Genomic DNA, 26702 nt, shown 5'->3' with positions numbered 1-26702 from the left:
ATTCTGTCGGAGATTTATTATAAAACATTACTTTACAAGAAGAATAAAAAAGCATATAATTCTTTTATAATATATTTAATAAAAGAGGGTAAGAAAACGGAAAATAAAGATAAAAAAAATATAACAAGAAAAAAAATAATTAATTATGTGCTAAACAATCATGTTACATCCAAGGCGGGAATCGCAAAAGAGTTAAACTTGAGTATGCCGACTGTGTTAGCAAATGTGAATGACTTGTTAGAAAAAAGGGTGTTGGAAGAAACTGGGGAATATGCTTCAACCGGTGGAAGGAAGGCAAAAAGTATAGGGATTAATAAGTCATACTGTCATGCAATGGGAATTTTGATTACAGCGAATCATATAGAAATGGTATTAGTAAATCTTGGAGATGAGATTATAAAAAAAGATCGCATCCGTTTAAAATTTACGGCAGAATTATCCTATTGTACAGAGGTGGCACAAAAGGTCAAAACTTTTCTTGAAGGCGAAGCAGCGAAGGATACACTACTTGGGATTGGAGTGGCGATTCCAGGAATTATTGATCAGAAAGAACGGATTGTTTTAAAATCCCATGCTTTAGGTATAGAGAATTATAGTCTGCGCTTTTTAGAGCAGGCGTTGGAAATTCCAGTATATTTTGAAAACGATGCTAATGCTGCAATGCTTGCAGAAAAAAAGCAAAAGTATCCAAATGCGATATATCTGTCTTTGAACCACACCTTAGGAGGTGCATTCTGCATAGATGGAAAGCTGTTTCGAGGGCAAAACCAGAAAGCAGGGGAGTTTGGTCACATGATACTCGTTCCCGGTGGAAGAAAGTGTTATTGTGGTAAATCAGGATGTGCAGATGCATATTGTGCTGCAAGTGTACTGACACAAGATAACAGGCAGTCACTGGATGCATTTATGGAAAAAATTGAAAGTGGTGATGAAAAAAATTTGCAGACATGGAATGAGTATCTGGATCATCTTGCTGTTTTGATATCAAATCTGCGGATGGCATATGATATGGATATCATACTAGGAGGTGATGTGGGAGGTGTATTGTCAGATTATATGATACCACTGGGAGAAAAAGTGATGGCATATAATGGCTTTGAGCATGATGTTTCATACTTGAAAAATTGTTCGTATAAGAAAGAAGCGTCGGCTGTTGGAGCCGCGAAATACTTTTTTACAAAACATATGGTAGAATTGTAAATTTTTTGAACGAAGATAAGCAGTACACCGCATCTGGTGCGTAGGGTAAGGGGATGTTTAGTCTGTTGGAGTTAAAAGCTCCCACTGACAGATTGCAAAGCGAATGCGGACGTTCGACTTGATATGTGTGAAAAACGAGAAGTTGTGTAAAATTAAAAAAAGATATTATAGTAAAAAACGGAAAGAAAACAGTAACTACGGTTTTCTTTCCGTTTTTTTGCGTGTTAATTGTGAAAAATATACAAAAAATGTGTTTTGAAATTATGAAATATATAAAAATATGAAAAAACATATTGACAAATCGTGTTTGCATGGTAATAATATAATTACTTTGATAAAACATTTTATAAAACACAAAATAAAACAACATGAAAAGGAGGAAACAATTATGTTACAGCAGGTAATGACAAATCCAGGAGAAATTATTTTCAGAGAGGTTCCGGTTCCGGAGGTAAAGGAAAATCAGGTGTTGGTAAAGATTATGAATATTGGTGTTTGTGGATCAGATATTCATGTTTATCATGGAAAACATCCGTTTACAAAATATCCGGTAACACAGGGACATGAGGTTTCCGGTGAGATTACAGAACTTGGAAAAAATGTCACAGAGTTTCATGTGGGACAGAAGGTGACGATAGAGCCTCAGGTATATTGTGGACATTGCTATCCATGTCGTCATGGAAAGTATAATCTCTGTGAGGAATTAAAAGTAATGGGATTTCAGACGACAGGAACAGCATCTGAGTATTTTGCAGTGGATGCATCTAAAGTAACACCTATTCCAGAAGATATGTCCTATGAAGAAGGAGCTATGATCGAACCTCTTGCTGTGGCAGTTCATGGTGTAAAACAGATAGGTGATGTGGCTGGCATGAATATTGCAGTCCTTGGAGCAGGACCGATTGGAAATCTCGTGGCACAGGCAGCAAAAGGAATGGGGGCAGCGAAAGTGATGATCACAGATATTAGTGATCTTAGACTGGAAAAGGCAAAAGAATGCGGAATTGATGTGTGTGTGAATACCCAAAATAAAGACTTCGGTGAGGCAATGATCGAAGCATTTGGACCGGATAAGGCGGATGTAATCTACGACTGTGCTGGAAACAATATCACAATGGGACAGGCAATTAAATATGCAAGAAAAGGAAGCACGATTGTACTGGTGGCTGTTTTTGCAGGAATGGCAGAAGTAGATCTTGCAGTGGCAAATGACCACGAACTTGACATTAAGAGCACGATGATGTACCGCCATGATGATTACATAGATGGAATCAGATTGGTAAATGAGGGCAAAGTTCATTTGAAACCGCTCATCTCAAAGACATTTGCTTTTAAAGATTATCTGAAAGCATACCAGTATATTGATGATAACCGTGAGACAACGATGAAAGTAATTATCAACGTCAGTGAAAAGTAAGGAGTACGTATGGAAAATAAATATGGAATTGTCGGAGTTGCCCATGTCGGGCTTCCGACAAACTATTTACAGAAAACAGTTGAGTTTTATAAGAGTCTTGGATTTGAAGTGATTATGCAGTCTTATAATGAAAAAGCAGGGGAAAAAGTGGCATTTTTTATATAAAAAATTACTGTATAGAGACTTTTGAAAATGGGCAGGCGGCAATGTCAGACGGTGCATACCAACATGTTGCACTTGATGTGGAAGACATCGAAAGTATGTATCAGAAAATCAGCAATGAAAAATACACAATTATTACAGACGGAATCGAAGAACTACCATTTTGGGAAAATGGTGTGAAATTTTTTATGATTAAGGGACCAAATGAGGAAAGAATAGAGTTCTGTCAGAAACTCTGATAAAAATAGGAGGGACATATGGGAAGCGAAAACAAAAATGGAAAAGTACCGCTGATCAGTAAGATTGCATATGGGTTTGGTGATGTTGGATGTAATTTCAGCTGGATGTTCGTCAGTAATTTTCTGATGATATTTTATACAGACGTGTTCGGAATCAGTATGGCGGCTGTGTCAGCACTTATGCTTTTTTCAAGATTCTGGGATGCAATCAATGATCCAATCGTCGGAGGACTTACGGATAAAACAAAATCGAGATGGGGACGGTACCGTCCATGGCTGTTAGTAGCGGCACCAATTACAGCGATTCTTCTTGTTATGACATTCTGGGCAAGACCCGACTGGCCGCAGAATGGAAAGATCATTTATATGGTAATTACATATTGTCTGCTGGTTTTGGGGTATACCTGTGTGAATATTCCATATGGAACCTTGTGTGGTGCTATGACACAGGATATTGATGAACGTGCAAAAATAAATACATCCCGTTCGGTTGCAGCGATGATTGCAATTGGTGTGTTAAATATTATCACAGTTCCACTGCTCAGCAAATTCGGCAGTCATAGTGCAAAGACAGGATATCTGACGGTTGCGGTTATATATGGATGTATTTTTACAGCCTGTCATTTCTTCTGCTTTGCGAAGACGAAAGAGGCAGTGATTACTCCGGAAAAAGAAAAAATTTCTGTAAAGATACAGTTGAAAGCAGTCATGCAGAACAGACCATATCTTCTTGCATTGGCAGGACAGATATTATTTGGATTTACATTGTATGGTAGAAACGCAGATATTCTGTATTACTTTACATATGTGGAAGGGAATGCCTCCTACTACACAACTTATTCGATGTGCATCATTATTCCTTCTATCATCGGGGCAGCCTGTTTTCAACCATTATTCCGCAAGTTGAATAACAAAGGAAGAACAGCATCTCTCTTTGCTTTATTTACAGGAATTTCCATGCTGTCTATGTTTTTCTTCAATGCCAAAGAATCACCGTCTATTTTTTATGCATTATCTGGTCTCACACAGTTTTTTTTCTCTGGATTTAATACCGCAATCTATGCAATTATTCCAGACTGTGTGGAATATGGGGAGTGGAAAACCGGACTTAGAAATGATGGTTTTCAGTATGCATTTATTTCACTTGGAAATAAAATCGGAATGGCAGTTGGAACAGCACTTTTAGCAGGATTACTTGGAAAATATGGTTATATTGCAAATCAGACACAAAATGCAATTGTACTTTCAATTATGAAACATGCATTTACGACGATTCCAGGTGCACTTTGGATTGTGACTGCGGTTGTATTATTTTTCTACCGGTTAAATAAAAAACGTTATAACGAGATTGTGGAGGAACTGAAAAATGGAAGAAAAAGTTGATATCGTGGCATTGGGTGAATTGTTGATTGATTTTACGGAAGCAGGACACAGTCAGGATGGGAGAAAATTGTTCGAACAGAATCCCGGCGGTGCTCCGGCAAATCTTCTAACCGTTGCAAGCCACTTTGGGTATCGCACATCTTTTATTGGAAAAGTTGGAAACGATATGCATGGTAAATTTTTAAAGAAGACATTGCAAAAGGAAGGAATCAATACAGATGCTATTGTTGAAGACCCGGGTTATTTTACAACGTTGGCATTTGTGGAAATCGGTGAAAATGGAGAACGGAATTTTTCTTTTGCAAGAAAACCGGGTGCAGATACACAGTTAAAAAAAGAAGAACTGGATCAGACATTAATTTCAGGTTGTAGAATTTTTCATTTTGGATCATTATCGTTGACAGATGAACCGGCAGAAAGTACAACGATTGAAGCGGTAAAAATGGCAAAAGCAGCGGGTGCACTTATTTCCTATGATCCAAATTATCGCCCGTCTCTTTGGAAGAACAAAGAGCATGCAGTGAAAAAAATGAGATCTGTCATAGAATTGGTAGATGTCATGAAGGTATCGGATGAAGAGAGTACTCTGTTGACAGAGGCGAAAAGTTATGAGCAGGCTGCAGATCAACTCCTTGCTATGGGACCAAAGCTGGTTGCCATTACATTGGGAGAACAGGGCGTTCTTATGGCAACAAAAAGCAGAAAAGAAATCATCAAAGCATTTCAGATACATACGGTCGACACGACTGGGGCAGGTGATTCATTTTGGGGAGGCGTATTATGCAGTCTCCTTTCTATGAATAAGAATGTTGAAAAAATGGAATGGGAAGAAATCAAAAAGTGTGCTGTTTTGGGAAATGCAGTTGCTGGATTATGTGTGCAAAAGAGAGGTGGAATTCCTGCGATTCCGACGAAAGAGGCAGTGTTTGAATTTATGTTCAAAAAGCTTATCAGATGTTTGTAGACAATCTGAAGAAAAGTGCAACAACAAGAGCGTGCATATTTGCAAGCTTTTTTGAAAACTGTCGTTTGGTAAAATCTATTCTATTTTTTAAAGCTTTGCGATAAAATATGTTCTGTGAATCATTCACAGTATTGTATTTTGAGGAGGCTTCATTCATGGTGAGTGAAGTCTCTTTTATTTTGCACTGTATAATGGAAAAAGTTTTGGTTGAACAGCAGTTGGAATAGTGAACGCATGCGTTCACATTTTATAACTAAGAAGTAATGGATTGGAAAGAAAATAATCAAGAACTTATTGTAGTATTATTAACCTTTGATACAGACGAAAAAGGTGGAGATGGTGGGGTCAATCCTAATGCTACATATACCAATTGGCAGTGGCATTTAGTGAAAACAAAAGATAAAAAGAATTGGGAAATAATCAGTTGGGGTTATTAATCGATTCCGGTTTGATGAATTCATGTGGCTTTTGAAATGGTAAAGTGATTTTATTTTACTTATTCCGGAGCGTGGTATATACTAATAGGTAGAGTAAGTAACGCACAGATGTGACAAAATTGTCTTTTTAAATATAGACAGCCTTGTGAGGGGAACGCTGTACGGTTAGGATACTGCATAAAAAGCAGGAAAGAATAACGAAAAACGGAGGAATTAAAATGAAATTTCAAAAGCTTGGCAACACGGACATCGATGTTTCTGTGGTTGCATTAGGTACTTGGGGGCTTGGCGGCGGAAGTGTCTGGACAGACGGAGATTCTACAGTTGAGGACGCGAAGCATCTGCTTGATATTTGTCATGAACATGGCGTGAATTACATCGATACCGCACCGGTGTATGGCACAGGAGTAAGTGAGGAACTGCTTGGTAAGGCACTGAAAGGCAGAAGAAATGATTTTGTTTTGCAGACCAAATGCTCTCTGAACTGGAGAAATGAGGGCGGTAATTTTCATTATGAACGAGACGGTTATACCGTTAACAATGACACCCGCGCATCAGCAGTGAAAAAGGACGTGGAAGACTCTCTGCGAAGAATGGGAACCGATTATCTGGATTCTGTTATCGTACATTATGTCTGCGGCAGCTTTCCGGTGGAGGAAACGGTTGGAGCTTTGGAGAATCTGGTTCGTGAAGGAAAGATTCGCACCTATGGACTTTCTAACAGTCAACCCGCAGATTTAGCTGCATATCAGGAAGCCGGCGGAAAAGTATCCGTTGTACAGGAATTTTTCAGTATTCTCTCTCCTTTCCATGGCAGAGATTATTTTGAACTGTGTAAAAAGTATAACACGGTATTTCAGACCTATGGTGTGTTGGAGGAAGGATTTTTAACTTCTCCTGCCTTTATGGACCGTGAATTTGCAAAAACCGATATCCGCTCCAGAATACCTTGGACAGATCCGGAGAAAAAAGAAGGACTTCGCAGGGCCTTTGAAATCTGGAAACCGCTTTGTGAGGAATATCATTGCAGTTTTGCAACGCTGGTAGAAGCCTGGGCACTATCTCAGTATGACCGAATGAGTCTTCTGGTTGGAATGCGAAAAACTTCCAGTGTGGAAGATACCGTAAAGTGTCTGGATATAAAGTTGCGTGCCGAGGATATCAAATGTATGGAGGAAGCAGTAAAGACAATTCAGGTTGCGGTTCTGGACAAATAGAAAACTGAAAAGGTGGAAGGGATCGGGAGCGTGTATCCGATCCTTTCTTTATCCGAGAATAGATAGCATGAAAGGAAAATAAGTATGAAAGAACCTATGATGGCAGACAGCCATGAAATCACAGTTAGAAACTATAAGCAACCGATGCGAAATCGTCTGATCATGATGCTGATCTGCATTGGAATTGCTCTTACATCATTTTTTGTTGTTTCCAAATGGGCAACTTCTGTCGAATCGTACCGTTGGGTTATCAAAACGCTGAATGGATTGCAGAAAAAAGCACTTGGGCTTTCCGGAACAGCAACCGCTCTTGCAACAGGTGCTGCAGCAATACCGGGAGAAGCCGCAACTCCGATCGCGAATAAGCTGGCAGATGTCGCAGGCTATATGGTGATCGTTTATGCAGTGATCATTGTTGAAAAATACTTACTGACTATCACCGGGTATATTGCATTTAAAATCTTATTTCCTATCGGATGCGTGCTTCTGGCAGCAGGCAACTTTTTGAAAAACGGATGGAAAGAATTTATCTACAGAATCGGAATCAAGAGTATCATTCTGGGTGTTCTTTTGTGGGGACTGGTTCCTACCAGTGCGTGGGTGACGAATATGGTAAATGAAACCTATGCAAAGTCCTATGAAGCTGATTTTACACTGGAAGATACGGAAGAATTATTAGATGAGGGAGATACCTCTGTAAACGCAGACAAGAAGGATGAAGCACAAAAAACGAAAGATAAAAAGTTTTCTTTCAGTGAATTTCTTAATGATGCGAAGGATAAGGTTGATGATGCGATTGATGCGGCAGGTGAAGTCGCTACAGAAAAACTCTCTGCTTTTGAGGATGGATTAAACAGAATTATAGAGGGCGTGGCAGTGCTTCTTGTGACAACCTGTGCCATTCCGGTTCTGGTCATGTTATCATTTACCTGGATTCTGAAGGGAATAATGGGTTTAAAAATTCCATCTATTACTCTTCAGTCAGTGCCAAGGGTTTCTGAAAGGAAAAGAAAGAAAACGGAAGAGAATTAATTTTAAATTTTACCGAAGGAGAGGAATGAGATGACAAAAGATCTGACAACTGGAAAAATCATGCCGATTCTTGTGAATTTCACTGTGCCGCTTGTTTTGGGAAATCTGTTTCAGCTGACTTATAATGCGGTGGACAGCATCATCGTAGGGCATTTTGTGGGGAAAGAAGCGCTGGCGGCAGTTGGTATCTGTAATCCGATCAGTACGCTTATGATACTGTTTTTAAATGGATTATGTATGGGGGCAAGTATCCTCATGGGAATTCAGTATGGGGCAAAGGATTATAAGACTTTGCACAGGCAGATCAGTACAACCATGTTGTCGGGAGTAGTTTTTTCTTTTTTTCTGACTTTATTTTGCGTGGTATTTGCTGTACCGATCCTGCATCTGCTGCAGGTAGATGCATCGATTATGGAGATGACGCGGCAGTATTTACGGATTATTTTTCTGGGATTAATGTTTACCTTTTTGTATAACTTTTTTTCCAGTACCTTAAGAGCTTTGGGAGACAGTGCATCGCCTTTGTATTTCTTAATTATCAGTGCAGTCCTGAATATATTCGGAGATCTGTTTTTTGTCATTGTACTAAAGGCAGGAAGCAATGGATGCGCCATTTCAACAGTGCTTAGTGAGGCGCTGTGCTGCCTGTTCTGTATTATTTATATACAGAAAAAAGTACCGATTCTTCGTCTGGGTAAGAAATGGCTGGTATTCGATTCACGTTTGCTGAAGAAAACAATTGCTTACGGATGGGCATCCGCCATGCAGCAGGCCACCGTGCAAATGGGAAAAATTGCGATCCAGGCGCTGGTTAATACTATGGGAGTTTCCGTGGCTGCAGCTTTTGCGGTGGTCAATCGGATTGATGACTTTGCAATTACACCGGAACAGAATATTGCCCATGCCATGACGGCACTTATGGCGCAGAATAAGGGAGCCGGAAAAAATGACCGCATGCGAGAGGGATTTCGTTGTGGGATGATTCTGGAAATTGTTTATGGAGCAGCTGTTATGGTGATCTGCCAGGTATTTGCCGGAGAACTAATGGCACTTTTCGTAAAAGATGAGGAAGTAATAGGACATGGTGTCATTTATCTGCATCTGATTGCTGTGATGTATATTCTTCCGGCCGTTACGAATGCAATTCAAGGATTCTTCCGTGGAATCGGAGACCTGAAGGTGACACTGATGAGCAGTTTTACCAATATGGCAGTCCGAGTCATTGCAGCAGCACCTATGATTTTGTTGTGGAACTTTGGAATTGAAGCGTTGCCGTATTCCTATCTGGCAGGCTGGGTTGCCATGCTTTTGGTAGAAACGCCTTTGATGATTCGGATTTATCGTAAAAAATAACAGGATTTAAAGAAAATATAAAATCGCTCAGGGAATGAGCTTATACAGAATCCAGTTCTAATCTTTTTATAAAAGTCAGTGGTGTCATATGGTATTTTGCTTTGAATGCTCTGTAAAAATAAGAAAGATTATGAAAGCCAACAGATAAAGACACCTCTAATATGGAGGTGTTACCGTGTTCAAATAACTCTACCGCTTTTTCCAGTCTGATATTGTTAATATACTGAATGCAGGTCATATTCATGTGTTTTTTGAAAAAGCGCATAAAATGATACTCGCTGAAATAACATAGCTTTGCAAGTTCAGGAACCGACAGAGCTTCTGCATAATGCAGATCAATATGATCAAGTACAATTTTTAATTTGTCGGAAGAGTCTGATTCCGTGGAGAATCTTGTGCTGCTGTACTGGAGCAGAAGAAAAAGTGTCTGCAGCAGATAAGATTTTATGGCGAGTTCATATCCAAACATCCGGGTATCGTAAAGGGAGGCAAGCTGTGCAAAAGACTTGCAAAGAGAATCATATGCAGGATGATCCGCGGTAATGAGACAGGGTAAAGATAATTCGTGGTTTACCATGGGCGTAAGGTAGCGGGTAGAACAGATGTCTGCAGTATTTCCTCCCAAAAGATTCATATGGAATACATAGGTTTCCGAACAGAAGTCCTGACTGCTTTTCAGGATAATGGAATGCAGCAGCAGGGGAGGAATAAACAGGATATCCCCGGTACTTGCCTCATATTCAATTAAATCGATCTGGTAGACACAGGAACCTTTTGTTATAAGGGTAAGCTCTGCTTCCTCGTGCCAGTGCATTGTTATGACAGGTGCTTCTTTTGTCAGCTTTGTAATATACTTCTGGATTGGAAAATAAACTTCTCCATGTTTGATATTTTCTTTTTGCTCCGGTATAAGTGAATGTGGCGTTTTCATTTTTTGTCCTCTCTATAATAGCAGTATTGTGTTATATAATGAAAAAATAATGCAAGATTTGTCAAGAATAAGATCTTATAATAGCAGTATAATACAGCTAAAGCAATAACGCAATGGCGAACAAATACTATGATTATATATGAAAGAGGTTGATAAAAATGGGAAAAAAGTGGTGGCATGACAAAGTAGCGTATCAGATTTACCCAAAGAGTTTTCTGGATACAAATGGAGACGGAATCGGAGATCTGAGAGGAATTATTTCTAAACTGGATTATCTGAAAAAATTAGGAATCGATATTATTTGGTTATCACCTATTTATAAATCACCATTTGTAGACCAGGGATATGATATTGCGGATTACTATGCAATTGCAGAAGAATTCGGAACAATGGAAGAATTTGATGAACTGCTGGCAGAAGCAAAAAAACGAGACATGCATATTATTATGGATCTGGTTATTAATCATTGCTCCGATAAACATGAGTGGTTTCAGAAAGCACTTGCTGATCCAGATGGAACGTTTGCGGATTATTTTTATTTCCGCAAGGGAAAAAACGGCAATCCACCGAGCAATTACCGTTCCTATTTTGGAGGAAGCTGTTGGGAAAAGGTACCGGGAACGGACAAATATTATTTTCACATGTTTGCAAAGGAACAGCCGGATCTGAATTGGGAAAATCCGAAGTTACGGCAGGAACTGTACAAAATGATCAACTGGTGGCTGGAAAAAGGTCTCTCCGGTTTTCGAATCGATGCGATCATAAACATTAAGAAGGATCTGAACTTTCCTGATTTTGCACCGGATGGGAAAGATGGTCTGGCAAGCTGCTGGAAGATGGTTGAAAGTGTAGACGGAGTAGGGGAGCTGTTGGAGGATCTGAAAAAATCAACTTTTGAAAAGTATGATGCCTTTACAGTCGGAGAAGTATTTAACATGAAACCGGATGAATTACCGGAATTTATTGGAGAAACCGGTCATTTTTCAACGATATTTGATTTTAGCGCCCATACGCTCACTGATGGAGAACATGGATGGTATGATGCTCCGAAGCTGGAATTTGCGAAATGGAGAGCTGCGATCATTCAGGCACAATTAGAAACACAGAAGTATGGCTTTAAGGCGAATATCATTGAAAATCACGATGAGCCAAGAGGGGCATCCAGATTTTTGCCATCTTATGCTCAGACACCGGACGGAATCAAGATGCTTGGTACCATAAGCCTTCTCCTCAGAGGAATTCCTTTCATTTACCAGGGGCAGGAAATCGGTATGAGAAATGCCAAATGGAACAGCATGGAGGAATTTGATGATATCAGTACAAAAGACCAGTATCATACTGCCCGTGAAGCGGGATTATCGGATCAGGAAGCATTGGAAGTATGCAGCCGTATGAGCCGTGACAATGCAAGAACACCAATGCAATGGACGAACGGGGAAAATGGCGGTTTTACAAAAGGAACTCCATGGTTAAAGGTAAATCCTTTATTTAAAGACGTGAATGTGGAAGCTCAGGAACAGGATCCGGATTCAGTTTTGAATTATTATCGCAAACTGGTTGCACTGCGTAAATCGGATGAACTGAAAGAAGTATTTACCTATGGAAAATTTCTTCCGGAATATGAAAATGTGGACGGAGTCATGGCATTTTACCGTAAAGATGAATCCAAGTGCATTCTTGTGGCTGCTAATTTCGGAAAGGATGCTGCAACAATCAAACTGAAGAGCGAAATCGAAAAAGTATGGTTATCGAACCGTATAGATGGAACGGTAGATTGTGAAAAGGATTCATTGAATTTACGGAGCTGTGAAGTGGTTGTTCTGGAGCTGGAAAACCACAAGTAACTAACTATATAACTCCCGGATCTCTTTTTGAATCAGACGTCCAGCTGCTTTTGAAAGCTGATCAATCTGGCGGATCCTGGTAAATTCTTTTCCGTAAATCTGTTTAGCATTTGTCACTTCGCCATCGTTTCCCATAAAGACGGCGGATACATGAATTCCGTTTTTGTGAAGCGCTCTTACCTCTGCTGCAGTATCCTTGATGGCAGCATGTTCTTCGTAAGCAGATCCGAAAGGAGCATTTGATGTCGGATATTTGATTTTTGATTTGATTGCCGCTATCATTATCTCCTTTGGATGCTACACTCCGGTAACACTATTCAGTAAAACAAAACCAAAAGTAGATTACTGATGATTCTGAAGACATGTGCGTATATGTGGATCATTGCTATGGGGCTTCAGCTTTTATTTTAGAAATATGATAAATCAGGGATTGACCTTGCTGGATTATATGCAGCAGATCAATCCCTGCTTCTATTTAACAAAACGGTATCCAATCCAGCCAGATTCTGCTATACTGTATAAGAAAATCAAATAGAAAGGGTGGAACGTATGATCACATTAAATGACTATTTATATTCAGGTGATACGATTTTTCGGATTTTAAGAAATTATACAGTGGATCTGAAGAAAGAAGCAAAGAAGAATCACAATGAAATAGATCTCATCCATTCCAATTTCCTGATCCAGTTCAGGGAACTGCTTGAACACAATGATTTCCTTACTGCACAGTCGCAGAAAATCAGGGATTTTTATAAATACATGGTACAGGAATATCCTCTGCTTGCTTTTACTTTTAAAGGAAGGATCAAGTCCCTGATCCGCGCAGAGGAAAAATTCAACGGGTATATTGTAGAATATATTTATGATTATTATGAAAAACATCATACCTATCCGCCGGTGCCTGACCTAAGGGAAAAACTGAGCTGTTTTCGGGATATTATCGCATACCGTCTGGTAATTTCTCTTCCAAAATGCCATATCAGGGATGACAAACTGCGAGAAGAAGAGGAAATCAAGTATTTATACAGGATCGCGAATGTTCTTCCGGGGTTTCTGGAGGAAAGAGGATTTACGGCAGAATCTGCAAAAGGGGTGCTTGAAAGTACATCTCCTTTTATGGATGAGGCGGTGAAACCTTATTATCGGGATTATATTTCCAATGGAAGCGGAGGCAGCTATCAATCACTCCACATCACGTTTTATGATAACTGTTCGAGAAGTTACATGGAAGTACAACTGCGGACAAAGAAGATGGATGATATAGCGGAGATTGGAGCGGCAAATCACCAGGCCTACGAGAAGGAACAGGAAAGAGTCAGGGCAAGAAGAGAAGCTATTCCGGAAGGAGAATGCATTTATTTTGATGAGGCATACGAAAGAGGAATGCGGCTTCTGGGGTTGGAACTGAAGGATCTGGAAGTCAATATGTTTGCTGCGGCAAATAATAGTCTCATCAATGACGGATGCGGATTATACAGGGGGAGACTGATCCTGCCGTATGAACATTTATCAAGATTCCAGACGGATCTGAATGATTAAAAGGATTATAATAAGAATGAATACATCAGATACAAAAAAAGCATATTACCATCTCCAGGTCAGAGAAGAGTTGTATCTGGATAATATGCCGGATCTCTTTTGAGAAAAGAATAAAAAAAGAAGAGAGGTAAAAAATGGAAGAAAAGAAAAAACAGACAGAACCGGAAGCCTGTAAAGTGGCAAAAAAATGCGGAGGATGCCAGTATCAGGGAGTGCCATATAAGGAGCAGCTGAAAAAGAAGCAGAAAATGGTGAACGCTCTGTTGTCAAAATACGGAAAAGTAGAACCGATCATCGGAATGGAGAATCCGTATTATTACAGAAATAAAGTACACGCCGTATTCGACAGAGACCGAAAGGGAAATATCGTATCCGGAACCTATGAAGCGAAGACACACCGGGTCGTTCCTGTTGAAAACTGTCTGATCGAAGACAAAAAGAGTCAGGAGATCATCCGGACGATCCGGGGACTTTTGAAATCTTTTAAGATCAAAACCTACGATGAAGATACAGGATATGGCCTGTTCCGTCATGTGCTGATCAGAAGAGGGTTTAAAAGCGGAGAGATTATGGTGGTTCTGGTGCTTGGATCACCAATCCTTCCATCGTCTAATAATTTCGTAAAAGCACTCAGAAAAGAGCATCCGGAGATTACAACGGTTGTCCTTAATATTAACGACAGAAAGACCAGTATGATCCTTGGGGAGAGAGAAAAAGTGTTATATGGGAAAGGATTTATCCGGGATGAACTCTGCGGGTGTACTTTCCGGATTTCACCAAAGTCCTTCTATCAAGTAAATCCGGTGCAGACGGAGATCCTTTATCAGAAAGCGATTGAATTTGCACATCTGACAGGGAAAGAAAGCGTGATCGATGCCTATTGCGGAATCGGAACGATCGGTCTGATCGCATCGGGACATGCAAAAGAAGTAGTCGGTGTGGAACTTAATAAGGATGCCGTGAAGGATGCAATATTAAATGCAAAAGAGAATCAGATCCGGAATGTGAGATTTTTCCAGGGAGATGCCGGGGAGTTTATGGAGGCGATGGCAGCAGAGGGAAATAGTATGGATGTGCTGTTTATGGATCCGCCGAGAGCCGGAAGTGATGAAAAATTTATGGCATCTGCAGTGAAGATGGGACCGGAGAAGATCGTGTACATTTCCTGCAATCCGGAGACACTGGCAAGAGATCTGAAGTATCTGACAAAAAAAGGATATCAGGTAAAAAAGATACAGCCGGTGGAAATGTTTGCGTTTACGGAGCACGTTGAAACCGTCGTACTCTTATCGCGATAACAAAAAGATTGATGAAAAAAGCGGAACAAACGTTCTGCTTTTTTGTTTTTGGTCAAATGTCAACATTTAACAATTTGTTAAAAATGCACAAATTGTAGACTGTTAACAATCTGAATGTGTGTGAATGAAAAACAGATATCGTCCATATATGTAGTAAAATCCGTCCATGAAAGACTTGTTTTTTTGTATACAATAAAAATACGTCGTATTTCACAAAAATGCACAAAAACGAAAACGATAATAGATGTTTAATTGGTAAAATGTTATAATTGTCTTAACACAAAGTTTACATTTATGGAGGAATGCAAAATGAAAAAGAGAATGATAGCCCTCATGCTGGCTGGTATCATGGTATTCTCGGTCACAGCCTGTGGCGGTGGAGGAGCTTCCAGCAAGAACCAGAATAATCAGGATGATGGTGAAAGCAAACAGGTTGGAGTTGAGGTAACCGAAGATATGCAGAGTGCACCGCCGGAAGATGCACCTGTAGGAGGACAGGTTGTAGTTGCAATTTCACCAGGTACCTTATCACCGGATATGTACGACGGATGGACAAATAGTGCAACGAACTCTGGATTTATCGAACTGATGAGTGGTTACGCCCTCGCTGATTACAATCGTGATTATGTTCTTGATTGGGACCCGGTTGTTGTTAAAGATCACGAAGTAATCGAAAACGATGACGGAAGCAAGACATACCGTTTTGAAATCAATGATAACCTGAAATGGAGTGACGGTTCTCCGATCACAGCAAAAGATTATGTATTCAGTCTTCTGCTTCATTCTTCTCCGGAATTTGCAGCCTGTGAAGGTGATGCAACATACGGATGGGCTTTAGTTGGATACAACGATCATGTACAGGGAACAACAAAAGAATTTGCAGGTGTTAACCTTCTTGGGGATTACGAATTTTCTATGACAATCAGTGCAGATCAGCTTCCGAACTACTATGAGATGGCAAATGTTGCCTATGGACCGGAACCGCTTGCAGCAATCGCTCCTGGATGCGACGTGAAAGATGATGGAAACGGAGCATACCTTACAGACGGATTTACAGAAGATCTCATCAGAGAAACCTTGCTGGATCCGGATAAAGGATTCCGTTACAAAGCACCGGTTGTATGCGGACCTTACAAATTAAAGAGTGTTGACCTTACAACTGAAACTGTTGAACTTGAAATCAACGAAGAATACCTTGGAACATATGATGGAACAAAACCACATATCCAGACAATTATTTCCAAACCGGTTGCAGATGAAACAATCCGTGACGAATTTGAAAAAGGAACAATTGATTTCTACTCAGCAGGTACAGGAGAAAAGATCGAAGCTGCTTTAACAAAAGTAGAAGAAGGAAAATTAGATGCAAACTATGGTCTTGTACCGGGAACACGTATCAACGAGATGCGTTATATGTGTGACTTTGGACCGACACAGTTTGAAGAAGTAAGACGTGCAATCGCTTATATCGTAGACCGTGATGAAATCAACAAACAGTTAACAGGCGGATACGGTACAGTGGTAGACTGTTATGCAACAGATGCTACAACAGATTTTGCAGCAATCAAAGATGATATTGAATCTGAACTGATTCACTACTCATATGACCTTGATAAAGCAAAACAGGAACTCATCGATGGTGGTTGGACACTGAACGAAAAAGGTGAAGAGTACAAAGAAGGTACAGACAAATACCGTTATAAAGAAGTAGATGGTGAATTGATGAAATTAAAAGTTGAAGTAGCATGCTGCGAAGATGACTACTCAAAACTTTACAACACAGTAATCCCACCGGAAGCAGAAAAGATCGGTATGGAATACAAATACACATCTATGGACTTTGCTCTTATGATCAACCATTTGAATCGCCAGGGTATCGATGAACCAGAATATAACATTTTCTACAGTAGTATCGGAATTCCGGAAATTCTCTTCTACTGGAACTGCTTCGATGACGATCCGAGTTTAATGGGAAGCTGGAATGTTAACTACATTTCCGATCCGGAATTAAAAGCAATCGGTAAAGAGATGCAGAAAGTTGATTCTGAAGACATTGACGGATTCAGAAAATTATATGGAGAATTCCAGCTGGCATACAACAAAAAACTTCCAAGTCTTCCAATGGGATCAGGAGTTTCTTATATGTTCTTCAATCCGAAGCTTAAGAATTTCGTTCCTAGAGCTCATGTGGGATGGGGAGCAATGGTATTAGATGCATACTTTGAAGAATAAGCATAAAGGATTCATCAGAATAGATCAATTCTATTAACTTTTGATATGCATGACAAAACAGGGAGGACAGAACAAAGGGAAATGTTCTGTCTTCCCGTATCTTTTCTTTATACGAAAACAAAATTATGGTAATGGTTCGGACAGAATCACATGTCATGAATAATTCAGGAATAACTATTTCATCCAGAAGGAGAAAACTACATTATGGCAAAATACATATTGAAAAGACTTGGTTATATTATTATAGTATTCTTCCTGCTTTCCATCTTACTGTTTGGTATTTTTAAAATGGTACCTGGTGACCCTGCCAGACTTATGGTCGAGGGACAAAAGCAGAGTGTTTCACCGGAACAGTATGAGATGCTTTATCAACAGGCAAGAGTACGTCTCGGACTTGATAAACCGATTCCGGTTCAGTATTTAAGCTGGATGGGAAATATCTTACAGGGAGATTTCGGTTACTCTACCGTATATCGTATTCCGGTTAAAGAACTGATCGGACCTCCGATGAAAAATACAATCGCCCTGAACGTTGTATATTATATTTTCCTTTTCGCAATCGGAATTCCGCTGGGAATCAAATGTGCGGTAAAAAAAGACACGGTGTTTGATACATCACTCCAGGTAGCAACTATGATCGGTATCAGTATTCCTTCATTTATTTCGGCGCTGATCTTTATCTACCTGTTTGCAATTAAAATTCCGATCTTTCCAATCAGTGGAATGGTCACAACGGGTGCAAATTTTACAGGCTTCCGTGCATTCTTAGATTATTTATATCATATGGCACTTCCTATTATTGTATGTCTGACAGGTATCGGTGGTCTGATCCGTTATGTCAGAGGAGCTCTTCTTGATGCATTATCTATGGATTATGTAAGAACAGCCCGTGCCAAAGGTCTGAAAGAAAAAACTGTTATTTACAAACATGCGTTCCGTAACGCGATGATCCCGATCACAGGCTGGATCGTAGGCTCTATCGTAGGTATCTTTGGTGGAGCGGTTATCATTGAGACTCTGTTCTCATGGAAAGGTGTCGGAAAACTTCTGATCGATTCCTTGAACCAGCATGACTATACAGTCGCACTGTCCATGCAGATGTTTTACATTTTGTTAGGACTTGCTGCAAACCTGATCACAGACTTATGTTACTGTATCGTTGATCCAAGAATTAAACTCGATTAGGAGGAAGACAAATGTTATTTGGAAAGAAGAAAGAAAAAGAGCAGCGTTCCGTTCTTGAAGAAGAACAGATGCAAAGTCCTTTTCGTACGATTATAAAAAATCTGCTGGAAAACAAACTGGCTATGGGAGGATTGATCGTATTTGTATCAATTTTTGCAATGTGCTTCATCCTTCCGATCTGGTTTCACCAGGATTTAAACTATCAGGATCCAACACAGAAAAATATCGCACCGGGATTTTCATTCCTTTCGGTTCCGTCAGATTTAAAAGATAATGCCGAAGTGATTGAATTTGGTCCGACATATGGTGTAGGAGTAGACAAAGACGGTTACGTTTATGAGTGGGGACAGTTAACGAAAAACCTGAAAAAAATTCCGGCTGATATGGGAAAAGTTGTTGATATCGCAGTTGGTCAGGACCACGTGCTAGCAATCAACGATAAAGGTAACTTATACACCTGGGGCTTCAACCGAATGGGTCTTAATGTGATTCCGACGGAACTGAAAGGCAAAAAGATTGCTGATATTGAAGCAGGATATCAGGTATCCGTTGTTGTAACAGAAGACGGAAAAGTTGTTTCATGGGGAAATACAAGTGCAGTTGATATTTCTACAGCTAATGTAAAGGACGAAAAAGTCAAAGAAGTAAAAGCAAATATTCAGACAGCCATTGCCCTTACAAAGGATGGAAAAGTCATCTCGCTTGCAAAGAAAGAAACTGCTTTAGATAATGTACCGGAAGAGATTCAGGGAAAAGTAGAAAAAATCGCTTTAACAGATAAAGCAGCAGCAGCTGTATTAAAAGATGGTACTGTAAAAGTCTGGGGAAACAACCACGACCATATTTTCTCCGTACCGGAAGAAGTGCAGGGCAAAGCAGTGGATATTTCAGGTGGACGTAACCATCTTGTTGTTGTGACAGAAGATGGAAACGCAGTAGCCTGGGGCGGAAATGAAAACAATCAGGCAAAGGTTCCTGCTAAGGCAACCAATATTGCAAAATTAGCTTCCGGCTATTATCAGAACTGTATTATCAAAGAAGACGGCTCTGTTGTGACATGGGGACTGAAAGGTTACTTACTTGGAACAGATAATCTTGGAAGAAACGTATTTTACCGTATCTTAAAGGGTGGACAGATGACTATGACAGTCGGATTCATCGCTGTTATCATCCAGTTCGCGATCGGTATCTTAGTAGGGGGTATTTCCGGATACTACGGTGGAACTGTGGATATCCTTCTTATGCGTCTGGCAGAGGTTGTCGGATCCCTTCCGTTTATCCCGCTGGCACTGATTCTTTCAGCTTTGATCGGAAATAAAGTATCTGATGTCGGAAGAATCATCATGATCATGTTGATCCTCGGTTTCCTCGGATGGACCGGTATCGCAGGTCTTGTCCGTGCACAGGTGCTTGCAGAACGTAACAAAGAATTCGTTGTCGCTGCAAAAGCACTGGGTGTAAGAGAAAAGAATATTATTTTCCGTCATATCGTACCGAACGTAATGACGATCATTATCGTACAGGCAACAATCTCATTTGCAACCTGTATGCTGACAGAATCCGGATTATCATTCTTAGGATTCGGTGTTGCAGAGCCAATTCCTTCATGGGGAAATATGCTGAACAACTGTCGTTCTTCAGAAGTTATCTCACAGTACTGGTGGAGATGGGTATTTCCGTCAGTTGTATTAGGACTTTGTACTGTAAGTATCAACTTGTTTGGTGACGGACTTCGTAGAGCAGTTGACCCGAAAGCAAATGAAAGGTAGGAATAACGATGGCATATTTATTGGAAGTAGATGATCTACATACATTTTTTAAGACAAAAAAAGGAATTGTAAAAGCGGTCAACGGTGTTTCCTATCGAGTAGAGTCTGGGAAAACATTAGGTATCGTAGGAGAATCCGGAAGTGGAAAGAGTGTATCGGCAATGAGTATCTTAAAACTTTTGGATGGAAACGGATATATCGACAGCGGTACAATTACTTTCAAGGGAAGAAATCTTGCGGAGTGTACAATCAATGATATGTACCAGATTCGTGGAAATGAGATTTCCGTTATTTTCCAGGAACCGATGACAAGTTTGAACCCGGTATATACGATCGAAAAACAGTTAAATGAAGTTTATTTAACCCATCAGAAAATCACAAAAAAAGAAGCAAGTGAGAAATCACTTGAAATGTTAAAAGCTGTTAAGATCCCGAATCCGGAATCTGTTATGAAACAGTTCCCGCATCAGCTGTCAGGTGGAATGCGTCAGAGAGTTATGATCGCCATGGCTCTTGCCTGCGAACCAAGTCTTCTGATCGCTGACGAACCGACTACTGCTTTGGACGTTACCATTCAGGCACAGATCTTAAAGCTGATGAATGAACTGAAAAAGGAAAAAGGGACCTCTATTCTGTTCATTACACATGACCTTGGAGTTATCAACCAGATGGCAGATGAAGTGGCAGTTATGTATTGTGGTCAGGTTGTGGAAATGTGTAAAGCAAGAACTATCTTTGCAAAAGAGACAACCTGTTCACATCCATATACGGAAGGACTTATGACTTCAATTCCACGTCTGGATACACCGGTCGGAGCAAGACTTGAGGCAATTCCGGGAGCAGTACCTCATCCGCTCAATCTTCCGAAGGGATGTAAATTTGCTCCGCGTTGTAAATATGCAACAGAGAAATGTATGAATGAAGAACCAAAATTAGAGTTGGCAGAAGACAATCACTTGATTCGTTGTTTCTACCCGGATAAGGAGGCACGCCATGCCAAATAATGATGAAAAGAAAGTGCTTTTGAAGGTCACGGATCTGAAACAGTGGTTTCCACTTAAGAAAACAAAGTTATTCCAGAAAGAGCAGGAGTATGTAAGAGCCAATGACGGAATTACTTTGAATATTTACGAAGGAGAAACAGTTGGTCTTGTTGGAGAATCCGGATGTGGAAAATCAACATTTGGAAGAACTTTACTTCAGATCTACAAACAGACAGAAGGTAAGACAATGTATTACGGCAGAACTCTTACCGATATGGCACCGCTTTATGTAGACGAAACAATCAAAAATATTTCTTCTGGTAAAAAGAAAATTGCCGAATTAGAAGCGAAGGCAGAAGCATTAAAAGCGGAATATGAAAAAATGGAAGATTCTGCGGAAAAATTCCAGAAACAGGCTGAATGTGAAAATATCCAGAAGAAATGTAATATGGAATTCCTGAATCTTGTTCAGATCATTGGTGGATTCTATAGCTTAGATGACACAAAAGAAGCAGAACAGTTACTGCTTGAAAAATTCAAAGTTGCCAGAGTGATCAGTGGTTTAAATGAAGAAAACCAGATGGAAGGTGTCGATAAGACAAAAGAAATCGCAGAGAAGAAAGTGGAACTTGAAAAAGCGGAGAAGAAGTTAGAAGAACTCCGCAGTAAATATAAAAACGATGAAGCTTTTACAAAATACGAAGCATACCGTGATAATGGAGTAGATCTTGCGAGACTGAAAACACAAGAAATGCGTTTCCTACGTAAAGATATGCAGATGATCTTCCAGGATCCATACTCATCACTGAATCCGCGTATGACAGTTGGACAGATCATCGGAGAAGGTCTTCTTGCACATGGCATTTTTAAGAAAAATGATGAAAAAATGCAGGCGTATGTTATGGAAGTCATGGAAAAATGTGGACTTGCACCATATATGATCCATCGTTATCCACATCAGTTCTCCGGTGGACAGAGACAGAGAATCGGTATTGCACGTGCACTTGCATTGAAACCAAGATTTGTAGTCTGCGATGAGGCGGTTTCCGCACTTGACGTTTCCATTCAGTCGCAGATCGTCAACCTTCTGAAAGATCTCGGAAGCGAAGACAATCTTGCATACTTATTTATTTCACATGGTTTGAGTGTTGTAAAATATATCAGTGACCGAATTGGTGTTATGTACCTTGGAAACATCGTAGAGCTTGCAGAGTCACAGGAAATGTTTGATCACCCTACACATCCATATACAGAAGCGCTGTTATCAGCAATTCCGACGACAGACGTAGATTCTAACAGAGAGATGATCCCGCTTGAAGGAGATATCCCAAGTCCGGTTCATCCGCCGAAAGGATGTAAGTTCCATACAAGATGTAAATACTGTACAGAAATCTGTAAGCATATTACACCGGAACTTGTGGAAATGAGACCTGGACATTTTGTAGCCTGTCATAATCCACTCGGAGTAGAAAAGGATTCATAAAATCAGAAAGGAATTAGCATGAGCTTTTTTGGAGGATACAGCAAACGAGGAAGACAGTTGGAAGAACAGGATAAAAAGTTCCTGGAATTTAAAAAGCAGATGAGTGACCAGAACATTGTTTTTGAAAAGGGAGATTATCTGGCAATGGTTTTGGGGGCATTCTGGGCACTCTGGCCGGCTCTGGCCATTACACTGGCAGTAATTGTGGGGATCAGCCTGTTCTTTTTATAAAAAAACTGCAAAAATCTGAAAGGAAGAATGAATGGATTATACCAGGAAGGCATCAATACAAAGAAAAACTCTTTGGCAGCAAATCGCTGATGTGTTAAGAGAAGACATCATTCGGGGGAAGATCAAACCGGGGGAACGAATTGTAGAAGAAGATATTGCGGAGAAGTTTCATGTAAGCCGGGGACCGGTCAGAGAAGCCCTGCGTCATATCGGGGAGGAAGGATTTGTTGTTTATGAGTCTCATAAAGGCAGTACAGTAAAGACGATTTCCTATGAAGAAATGCAGGAAAAATATCTTGTCCGCTCTACCCTGGAAGTTCTGGCAATCAGGATCATTGCCGGAAAACTTCCGGAAGAAATCGAACGGGAAATGGATGAGTGTCTGGACCAGATGGAAAAAGCTGCGAAAGAAAAAGATGTGTACCACATTATGTGTTATGATGAACAGTTTCATTCATGCATTGTTCGGGCAGCAAAGTGCGAAACCTTATATAAAATATGGGCAATGCTCCGGGAAAGCAATTTGTGCGGATATTATACAATGGGTGTTGAATCCATCATCCCCTTTGATGTACTTCGCTACAATCATGAGATCCTTTTAAAAGGAATAAAAGAATTGCCTGTTGAAAAGACAGCAAAATTGATTGAGGAGCATTATATGATCGTTCCGGAAGTTCTGCATGAAAAACAGTGTAAGAAATCCGAATAGAACGAAGGATAATGTGATTTCAGTTGTTTTAGATCAGGTGGCTAAAAAGACCACCTGACAGTGGCGTTCTACTTCAAAGCTTCGTCACAAAACAGTCTGTGTAAATACTTGCAATTACAAGAAAAAACGAATACAATATAGAAAAAGAGGCAGGTATCAAGCGGAAATGAGACAGATGGAATTTAAAATGGAGCGTCCGGGACTGGTTGAACCCGGACAGATTGTTGATGTGACAGAGGGCGTTGTAGCTGCGTATTTTTATTATACGATTGAGCCGGCTGTGGCAATGAGCGCCAATTATCGTTCATGGCAGAGACTTAAGTCAGGACAGGGAAAGGTGATTGACGTAAAGCAGACACCGCAGGGGTATTATGTGGTGTGTGAATTTGATGAAGAGGATGTGGAATAAAGAAAAGGAAAAATCCACTGGAAAGAATTCAATATAAAAAGATCAGAGAATGATAAAAAATGTGGTTATCAGACTCTGATCTTTTTATATTGTCATGTGTATGGAAGGAAACTACCGGTGGCAGACTCTGCTGATGCTGAATGATGGAAAAAACTGCTATATAATCCTGAACCAGGAACATAAACAGAGAAAATCTACAGTCCAAGAAGAGCAGGAAGTTCCCTGATTGCGCCAATCTGTCTTGGTGGATCCGGAATATCACCAAATCCATACGAAGCATAAATAAAAGGAACGTCTGCTTTCTGGCAGGCATCAAAATCACCTGAAGTATCTCCGACATAAACCACATCCTGCAGATGATTGCGCTCCATCAGAAGACGGATGGATTCATTTTTTGGAACCTGTGTCTGACCAAAGCATAAAAAATCTTTGATATATTTTCCGAGTCCCATCGTTTTTAGAAAAACTTCGATATATCCACACTGGCAGTTGCTGACGATATAAAGGTCGGTTTTCTGAGAAAGGCTTTCCAGTGTCCGCGCAACATCCGGGTAAAGAACACCGTGATCGGTTTCAAGCAGCCGATTTTCATAGTTAAAGCAAAGATAGCCGATCCGGTCACGTTCTTCTTTTGGGCAGGAAGGAAAGAGTGCAAGCGTGATCTCATCCATTGTTTTTCCAAAAAGTGACTTAAGCCAATCTGCTGTAAGTGAGAGGGAAAAATCTGTATTCTCCTCTATCGCCTGATTCCAGGATCTGGCAACTGCTTCGGTTGAGTCCCAGAGTGTGCCGTCTACGTCAAATATAATACCATCCATGATTCAATCTCCTGTATCTGAAAAATTATTTAACAGATTAAGGATAGCACAAGGTGGATATCCGGGCAATGATCTGTAAAATATTTTATCGAAAAGTTACAGGTGATGTCGAAAAAATGCGAATTAGTAAGAAAGAAGAAAAGAAGTGTAAGATAGTAGAAACAGAAAAAACAAAAGAAATAAGTGGGGGAAAGAAATGGCTGAGGGGAAAATCAGGATCAAAGATATTGCAAAAATAGCCGGAGTGAGTGCAACAACTGTATCGAATGTGATCCATGGAAGAACGGAAAAAGTATCAAGAAAGACAAGAAAAAGGATAGAGGAGATCCTGGATGAACAGAAATATGCTCCAAGCATGGGAGCACGTATCCTTTCCGGAAAATCTTCCGGGATGATTGCTGTAGTTGTTGGAAAAAAGCAGGAATGGGAGCAGGAGAGTGAAAAATTAGAAGAAATACTGCGTGAGATCGAGAAGAGTCTGGATGAGAGGGAATACTATATGCTGCTGCATTTTGTAAAAACAGCAGAAGAATTTGTACGATATGCGGCGGTATGGAAACTGGATGGGGTTATCTGTATCTGGCTCAATGAAGAGGAGTGTACAAGAATCCGGCAGATGTGTGCAGTTCCGGTGGCTGCGATATACAGAACAGACCGGATTTACGGAAAAGCCGGTGAGGAAGTCGCAAGATTTCTGTTTAAAAGAGAGAAACAGAGAATCTGGTTTCTGGATGGAACGGAAGAGTACGGAAAAGTGGTATGGCAGGGAATGCAGAAAATATTTTCAAAAAAAGGCTGCTGTCTTGAAGAAGAACAATATCTGGAAATTCCAAAAGACAGGGATCTGCGGAGAATGTTCTATAAAATCCGGCTGGCAGGGCTTGCTTTATCCGCAGATATGCTCGTATTTGCATCTGCCGTACAGGGAGCAGAGGCTGTCGGTTATCTGCATGATCTGGAAATCAAGGTGCCGGAGGAAATTGAAGTGATGGCAGTCGGAAAAGAAGAAACAGCACTCATTTGCCGCCCGCAGCTGACAACAGTCGAATTTGACAAAAAACGATTTGTCCGGCAGGTAATTGAAGAATTATATGTCCAGATGATAAAAGGATATATTTTGACAAAATCTGGAAAAATCAGTGTGAAAACGATAATTAGAGGTTCCTGTAATTGATAAAATCGAATTAAAGTGATAAAATTTTAGAAAGCTACTTGACAAAGGTGGTGTCAATTGCTACAATAAAAAAACAGAACGCACTCTGTTTTGTAAAGTAAAGGAGTATGTTATGAGAAAACAAGCTTATTCAATTTTGGTTTATAACAATCCGGGACTATTAAGCCGTATGGCAGGATTGTTCAGCAGACGGGGGTACAATATTGAAAGTATTACCGCAGGTACAACTGCAGATCCGAGATTTACAAGGATCACGATCGTAGCAAGTGGAGATGAACAGATTCTTTCACAGATCGAGAAGCAGGTTCGCAAGATGGAAGATGTGATCGAGATTAAGCCGTTAAATGACAGCAATTCAGTATGCAGAGAACTGGTTATGATCAAGGTTCGTGCAAATGCATCTGAAAGAGCAGAACTTATTTCACTGGCAGATATTTTCCGTGCGAAGATCGTTGATGTTGAAAAAGACTGTCTGATGATTGAACTGACGGGAACCGAATCAAAGCTGAAAGCGTTTATGGAGCTTCTGGACGGATATGAGATCCTGGAGCTGGCAAGAACCGGTATTACCGGACTGAAGCGCGGAAGCGATGATGTGATCATGTTTGATTAAAGCAGAGAGACGTTTTGAAAAGAGCGACGAGCTCGAAAGCGGCACCTTCAGGGATGCAGCAGTAGTTACATAAGAAAGCT

Annotated in this window: 25 protein-coding genes and 1 pseudogene; 23 read left to right on the top strand and 3 right to left on the bottom strand. The window is 40.2% G+C overall.

Going from position 1 to position 26702, the window contains the following annotated elements; genetic code table 11:
- From PGY05_RS01935 to PGY05_RS01895, 9 genes and pseudogenes are all read left to right on the top strand, one after another.
- The coding region (locus PGY05_RS01935) for an ROK family protein (RefSeq protein WP_330672916.1) at window positions 1–1200 on the top strand (1200 nt) is incomplete at its 5' end.
- A 388-nt stretch (window positions 1201–1588) separates the two neighbouring features.
- The gene (locus PGY05_RS01930; protein WP_270475230.1) at window positions 1589–2617 is read left to right on the top strand and encodes a zinc-dependent alcohol dehydrogenase; all 1029 of its coding nucleotides are present in this window, start codon (window positions 1589–1591) and stop codon (window positions 2615–2617) included.
- Window positions 2618–2626: 9 nt separating this feature from the next.
- Window positions 2627–3018, top strand: a pseudogene (locus PGY05_RS16635) (VOC family protein).
- An 18-nt stretch (window positions 3019–3036) separates the two neighbouring features.
- A complete protein-coding gene (locus PGY05_RS01920; protein ID WP_118219730.1) occupies window positions 3037–4401 on the top strand; it encodes an MFS transporter in 1365 nt (454 codons plus the stop codon).
- Window positions 4385–5365, top strand: a complete 981-nt coding sequence (locus tag PGY05_RS01915; protein ID WP_270475229.1) for a carbohydrate kinase family protein — start codon at window positions 4385–4387, stop codon at window positions 5363–5365. Before PGY05_RS01920 ends, PGY05_RS01915 begins: the two co-directional genes overlap by 17 nt.
- Before the next feature lie 263 nt (window positions 5366–5628).
- Window positions 5629–5802, top strand: coding sequence for a hypothetical protein (locus PGY05_RS01910; RefSeq protein WP_021739259.1), 174 nt, complete (start codon window positions 5629–5631; stop codon window positions 5800–5802).
- 218 nt (window positions 5803–6020) lie between these two features.
- Window positions 6021–7019 (top strand): aldo/keto reductase, encoded by a 999-nt coding sequence (locus PGY05_RS01905; RefSeq protein ID WP_270475228.1) that lies wholly within the window; start codon window positions 6021–6023, stop codon window positions 7017–7019.
- Between the two features lie 84 nt (window positions 7020–7103).
- Complete coding sequence (locus tag PGY05_RS01900) at window positions 7104–8051, top strand: hypothetical protein (protein WP_270475227.1); 948 nt, start codon at window positions 7104–7106, stop codon at window positions 8049–8051.
- Between the two features lie 30 nt (window positions 8052–8081).
- Entirely contained in the window at window positions 8082–9404 is a 1323-nt protein-coding gene (locus PGY05_RS01895) for an MATE family efflux transporter (RefSeq protein WP_117823773.1), read from the top strand.
- A gap of 40 nt (window positions 9405–9444) precedes the next feature.
- On the opposite strand, the gene PGY05_RS01890 is transcribed toward PGY05_RS01895, so the two are convergent.
- Window positions 9445–10335 (bottom strand): AraC family transcriptional regulator, encoded by an 891-nt coding sequence (locus PGY05_RS01890; RefSeq protein ID WP_270475226.1) that lies wholly within the window; start codon window positions 10333–10335, stop codon window positions 9445–9447.
- A gap of 158 nt (window positions 10336–10493) precedes the next feature.
- Here PGY05_RS01890 and PGY05_RS01885 point away from each other — a divergent pair, with 158 nt between their 5' ends.
- A complete protein-coding gene (locus tag PGY05_RS01885) occupies window positions 10494–12179 on the top strand; it encodes an alpha-glucosidase (RefSeq protein ID WP_270475225.1) in 1686 nt (561 codons plus the stop codon).
- On the opposite strand, the gene PGY05_RS01880 is transcribed toward PGY05_RS01885, so the two are convergent.
- Complete coding sequence (locus tag PGY05_RS01880) at window positions 12180–12461, bottom strand: hypothetical protein (RefSeq protein WP_270475224.1); 282 nt, start codon at window positions 12459–12461, stop codon at window positions 12180–12182. It lies immediately after the preceding gene.
- A 267-nt stretch (window positions 12462–12728) separates the two neighbouring features.
- Here PGY05_RS01880 and PGY05_RS01875 point away from each other — a divergent pair, with 267 nt between their 5' ends.
- The 10 genes from PGY05_RS01875 (at window position 12729) to PGY05_RS01825 (ending at window position 24017) form a co-directional block, all read left to right on the top strand.
- On the top strand, window positions 12729–13718 hold the full coding sequence (locus tag PGY05_RS01875) for a guanosine polyphosphate pyrophosphohydrolase (protein ID WP_118199213.1): 990 nt from the start codon (window positions 12729–12731) through the stop codon (window positions 13716–13718).
- Window positions 13719–13852: 134 nt separating this feature from the next.
- Window positions 13853–15016 carry a 23S rRNA (uracil(1939)-C(5))-methyltransferase RlmD gene (gene rlmD / locus PGY05_RS01870; protein ID WP_117556469.1) on the top strand — a complete coding sequence of 388 codons (1164 nt, stop codon included), beginning with the start codon at window positions 13853–13855 and terminating at the stop codon, window positions 15014–15016.
- Window positions 15017–15325: 309 nt separating this feature from the next.
- Window positions 15326–17248 (top strand): ABC transporter substrate-binding protein, encoded by a 1923-nt coding sequence (locus tag PGY05_RS01865; RefSeq protein WP_270205943.1) that lies wholly within the window; start codon window positions 15326–15328, stop codon window positions 17246–17248.
- Window positions 17249–17452: 204 nt separating this feature from the next.
- Entirely contained in the window at window positions 17453–18433 is a 981-nt protein-coding gene (locus PGY05_RS01860; RefSeq protein ID WP_008369366.1) for an ABC transporter permease, read from the top strand.
- An 11-nt stretch (window positions 18434–18444) separates the two neighbouring features.
- Window positions 18445–20202, top strand: a complete 1758-nt coding sequence (locus PGY05_RS01855) for an ABC transporter permease subunit (protein ID WP_270205944.1) — start codon at window positions 18445–18447, stop codon at window positions 20200–20202.
- Window positions 20203–20210: 8 nt separating this feature from the next.
- Complete coding sequence (locus PGY05_RS01850; RefSeq protein ID WP_117556475.1) at window positions 20211–21206, top strand: ABC transporter ATP-binding protein; 996 nt, start codon at window positions 20211–20213, stop codon at window positions 21204–21206.
- Window positions 21196–22668, top strand: coding sequence for an ABC transporter ATP-binding protein (locus tag PGY05_RS16540; protein WP_117823777.1), 1473 nt, complete (start codon window positions 21196–21198; stop codon window positions 22666–22668). The genes PGY05_RS01850 and PGY05_RS16540 overlap by 11 nt, the downstream gene beginning before the upstream one ends.
- An 18-nt stretch (window positions 22669–22686) precedes the next feature.
- On the top strand, window positions 22687–22899 hold the full coding sequence (locus PGY05_RS01835) for a hypothetical protein (RefSeq protein WP_008369357.1): 213 nt from the start codon (window positions 22687–22689) through the stop codon (window positions 22897–22899).
- A gap of 31 nt (window positions 22900–22930) precedes the next feature.
- On the top strand, window positions 22931–23608 hold the full coding sequence (locus tag PGY05_RS01830; RefSeq protein WP_117556479.1) for a GntR family transcriptional regulator: 678 nt from the start codon (window positions 22931–22933) through the stop codon (window positions 23606–23608).
- A gap of 166 nt (window positions 23609–23774) precedes the next feature.
- Window positions 23775–24017 carry a hypothetical protein gene (locus PGY05_RS01825; protein WP_008369354.1) on the top strand — a complete coding sequence of 81 codons (243 nt, stop codon included), beginning with the start codon at window positions 23775–23777 and terminating at the stop codon, window positions 24015–24017.
- A gap of 194 nt (window positions 24018–24211) precedes the next feature.
- Here the strand turns inward: PGY05_RS01825 and PGY05_RS01820 are convergent, their stop codons facing one another.
- The gene (locus PGY05_RS01820) at window positions 24212–24835 is read right to left on the bottom strand and encodes an HAD family hydrolase (RefSeq protein WP_270205945.1); all 624 of its coding nucleotides are present in this window, start codon (window positions 24833–24835) and stop codon (window positions 24212–24214) included.
- Between the two features lie 53 nt (window positions 24836–24888).
- Here PGY05_RS01820 and PGY05_RS01815 point away from each other — a divergent pair, with 53 nt between their 5' ends.
- From PGY05_RS01815 to ilvN, 3 genes are all read left to right on the top strand, one after another.
- Complete coding sequence (locus PGY05_RS01815; RefSeq protein ID WP_147339256.1) at window positions 24889–25074, top strand: hypothetical protein; 186 nt, start codon at window positions 24889–24891, stop codon at window positions 25072–25074.
- On the top strand, window positions 25032–26009 hold the full coding sequence (locus PGY05_RS01810) for a LacI family DNA-binding transcriptional regulator (RefSeq protein ID WP_270205946.1): 978 nt from the start codon (window positions 25032–25034) through the stop codon (window positions 26007–26009). The genes PGY05_RS01815 and PGY05_RS01810 overlap by 43 nt, the downstream gene beginning before the upstream one ends.
- 112 nt (window positions 26010–26121) lie before the next feature.
- The gene (gene ilvN / locus PGY05_RS01805) at window positions 26122–26622 is read left to right on the top strand and encodes an acetolactate synthase small subunit (protein WP_008369341.1); all 501 of its coding nucleotides are present in this window, start codon (window positions 26122–26124) and stop codon (window positions 26620–26622) included.
- The last annotated feature ends 80 nt before the right edge of the window (window positions 26623–26702 follow it).

The sequence above is a fragment of the Coprococcus sp. AF51-11b1 genome (genome assembly GCF_027682785.1).
Classification (GTDB): Bacteria; Bacillota; Clostridia; order Lachnospirales; family Lachnospiraceae; genus Allocoprococcus; species Allocoprococcus comes.
This window is presented reverse-complemented; position numbering and strand designations above follow the sequence as displayed.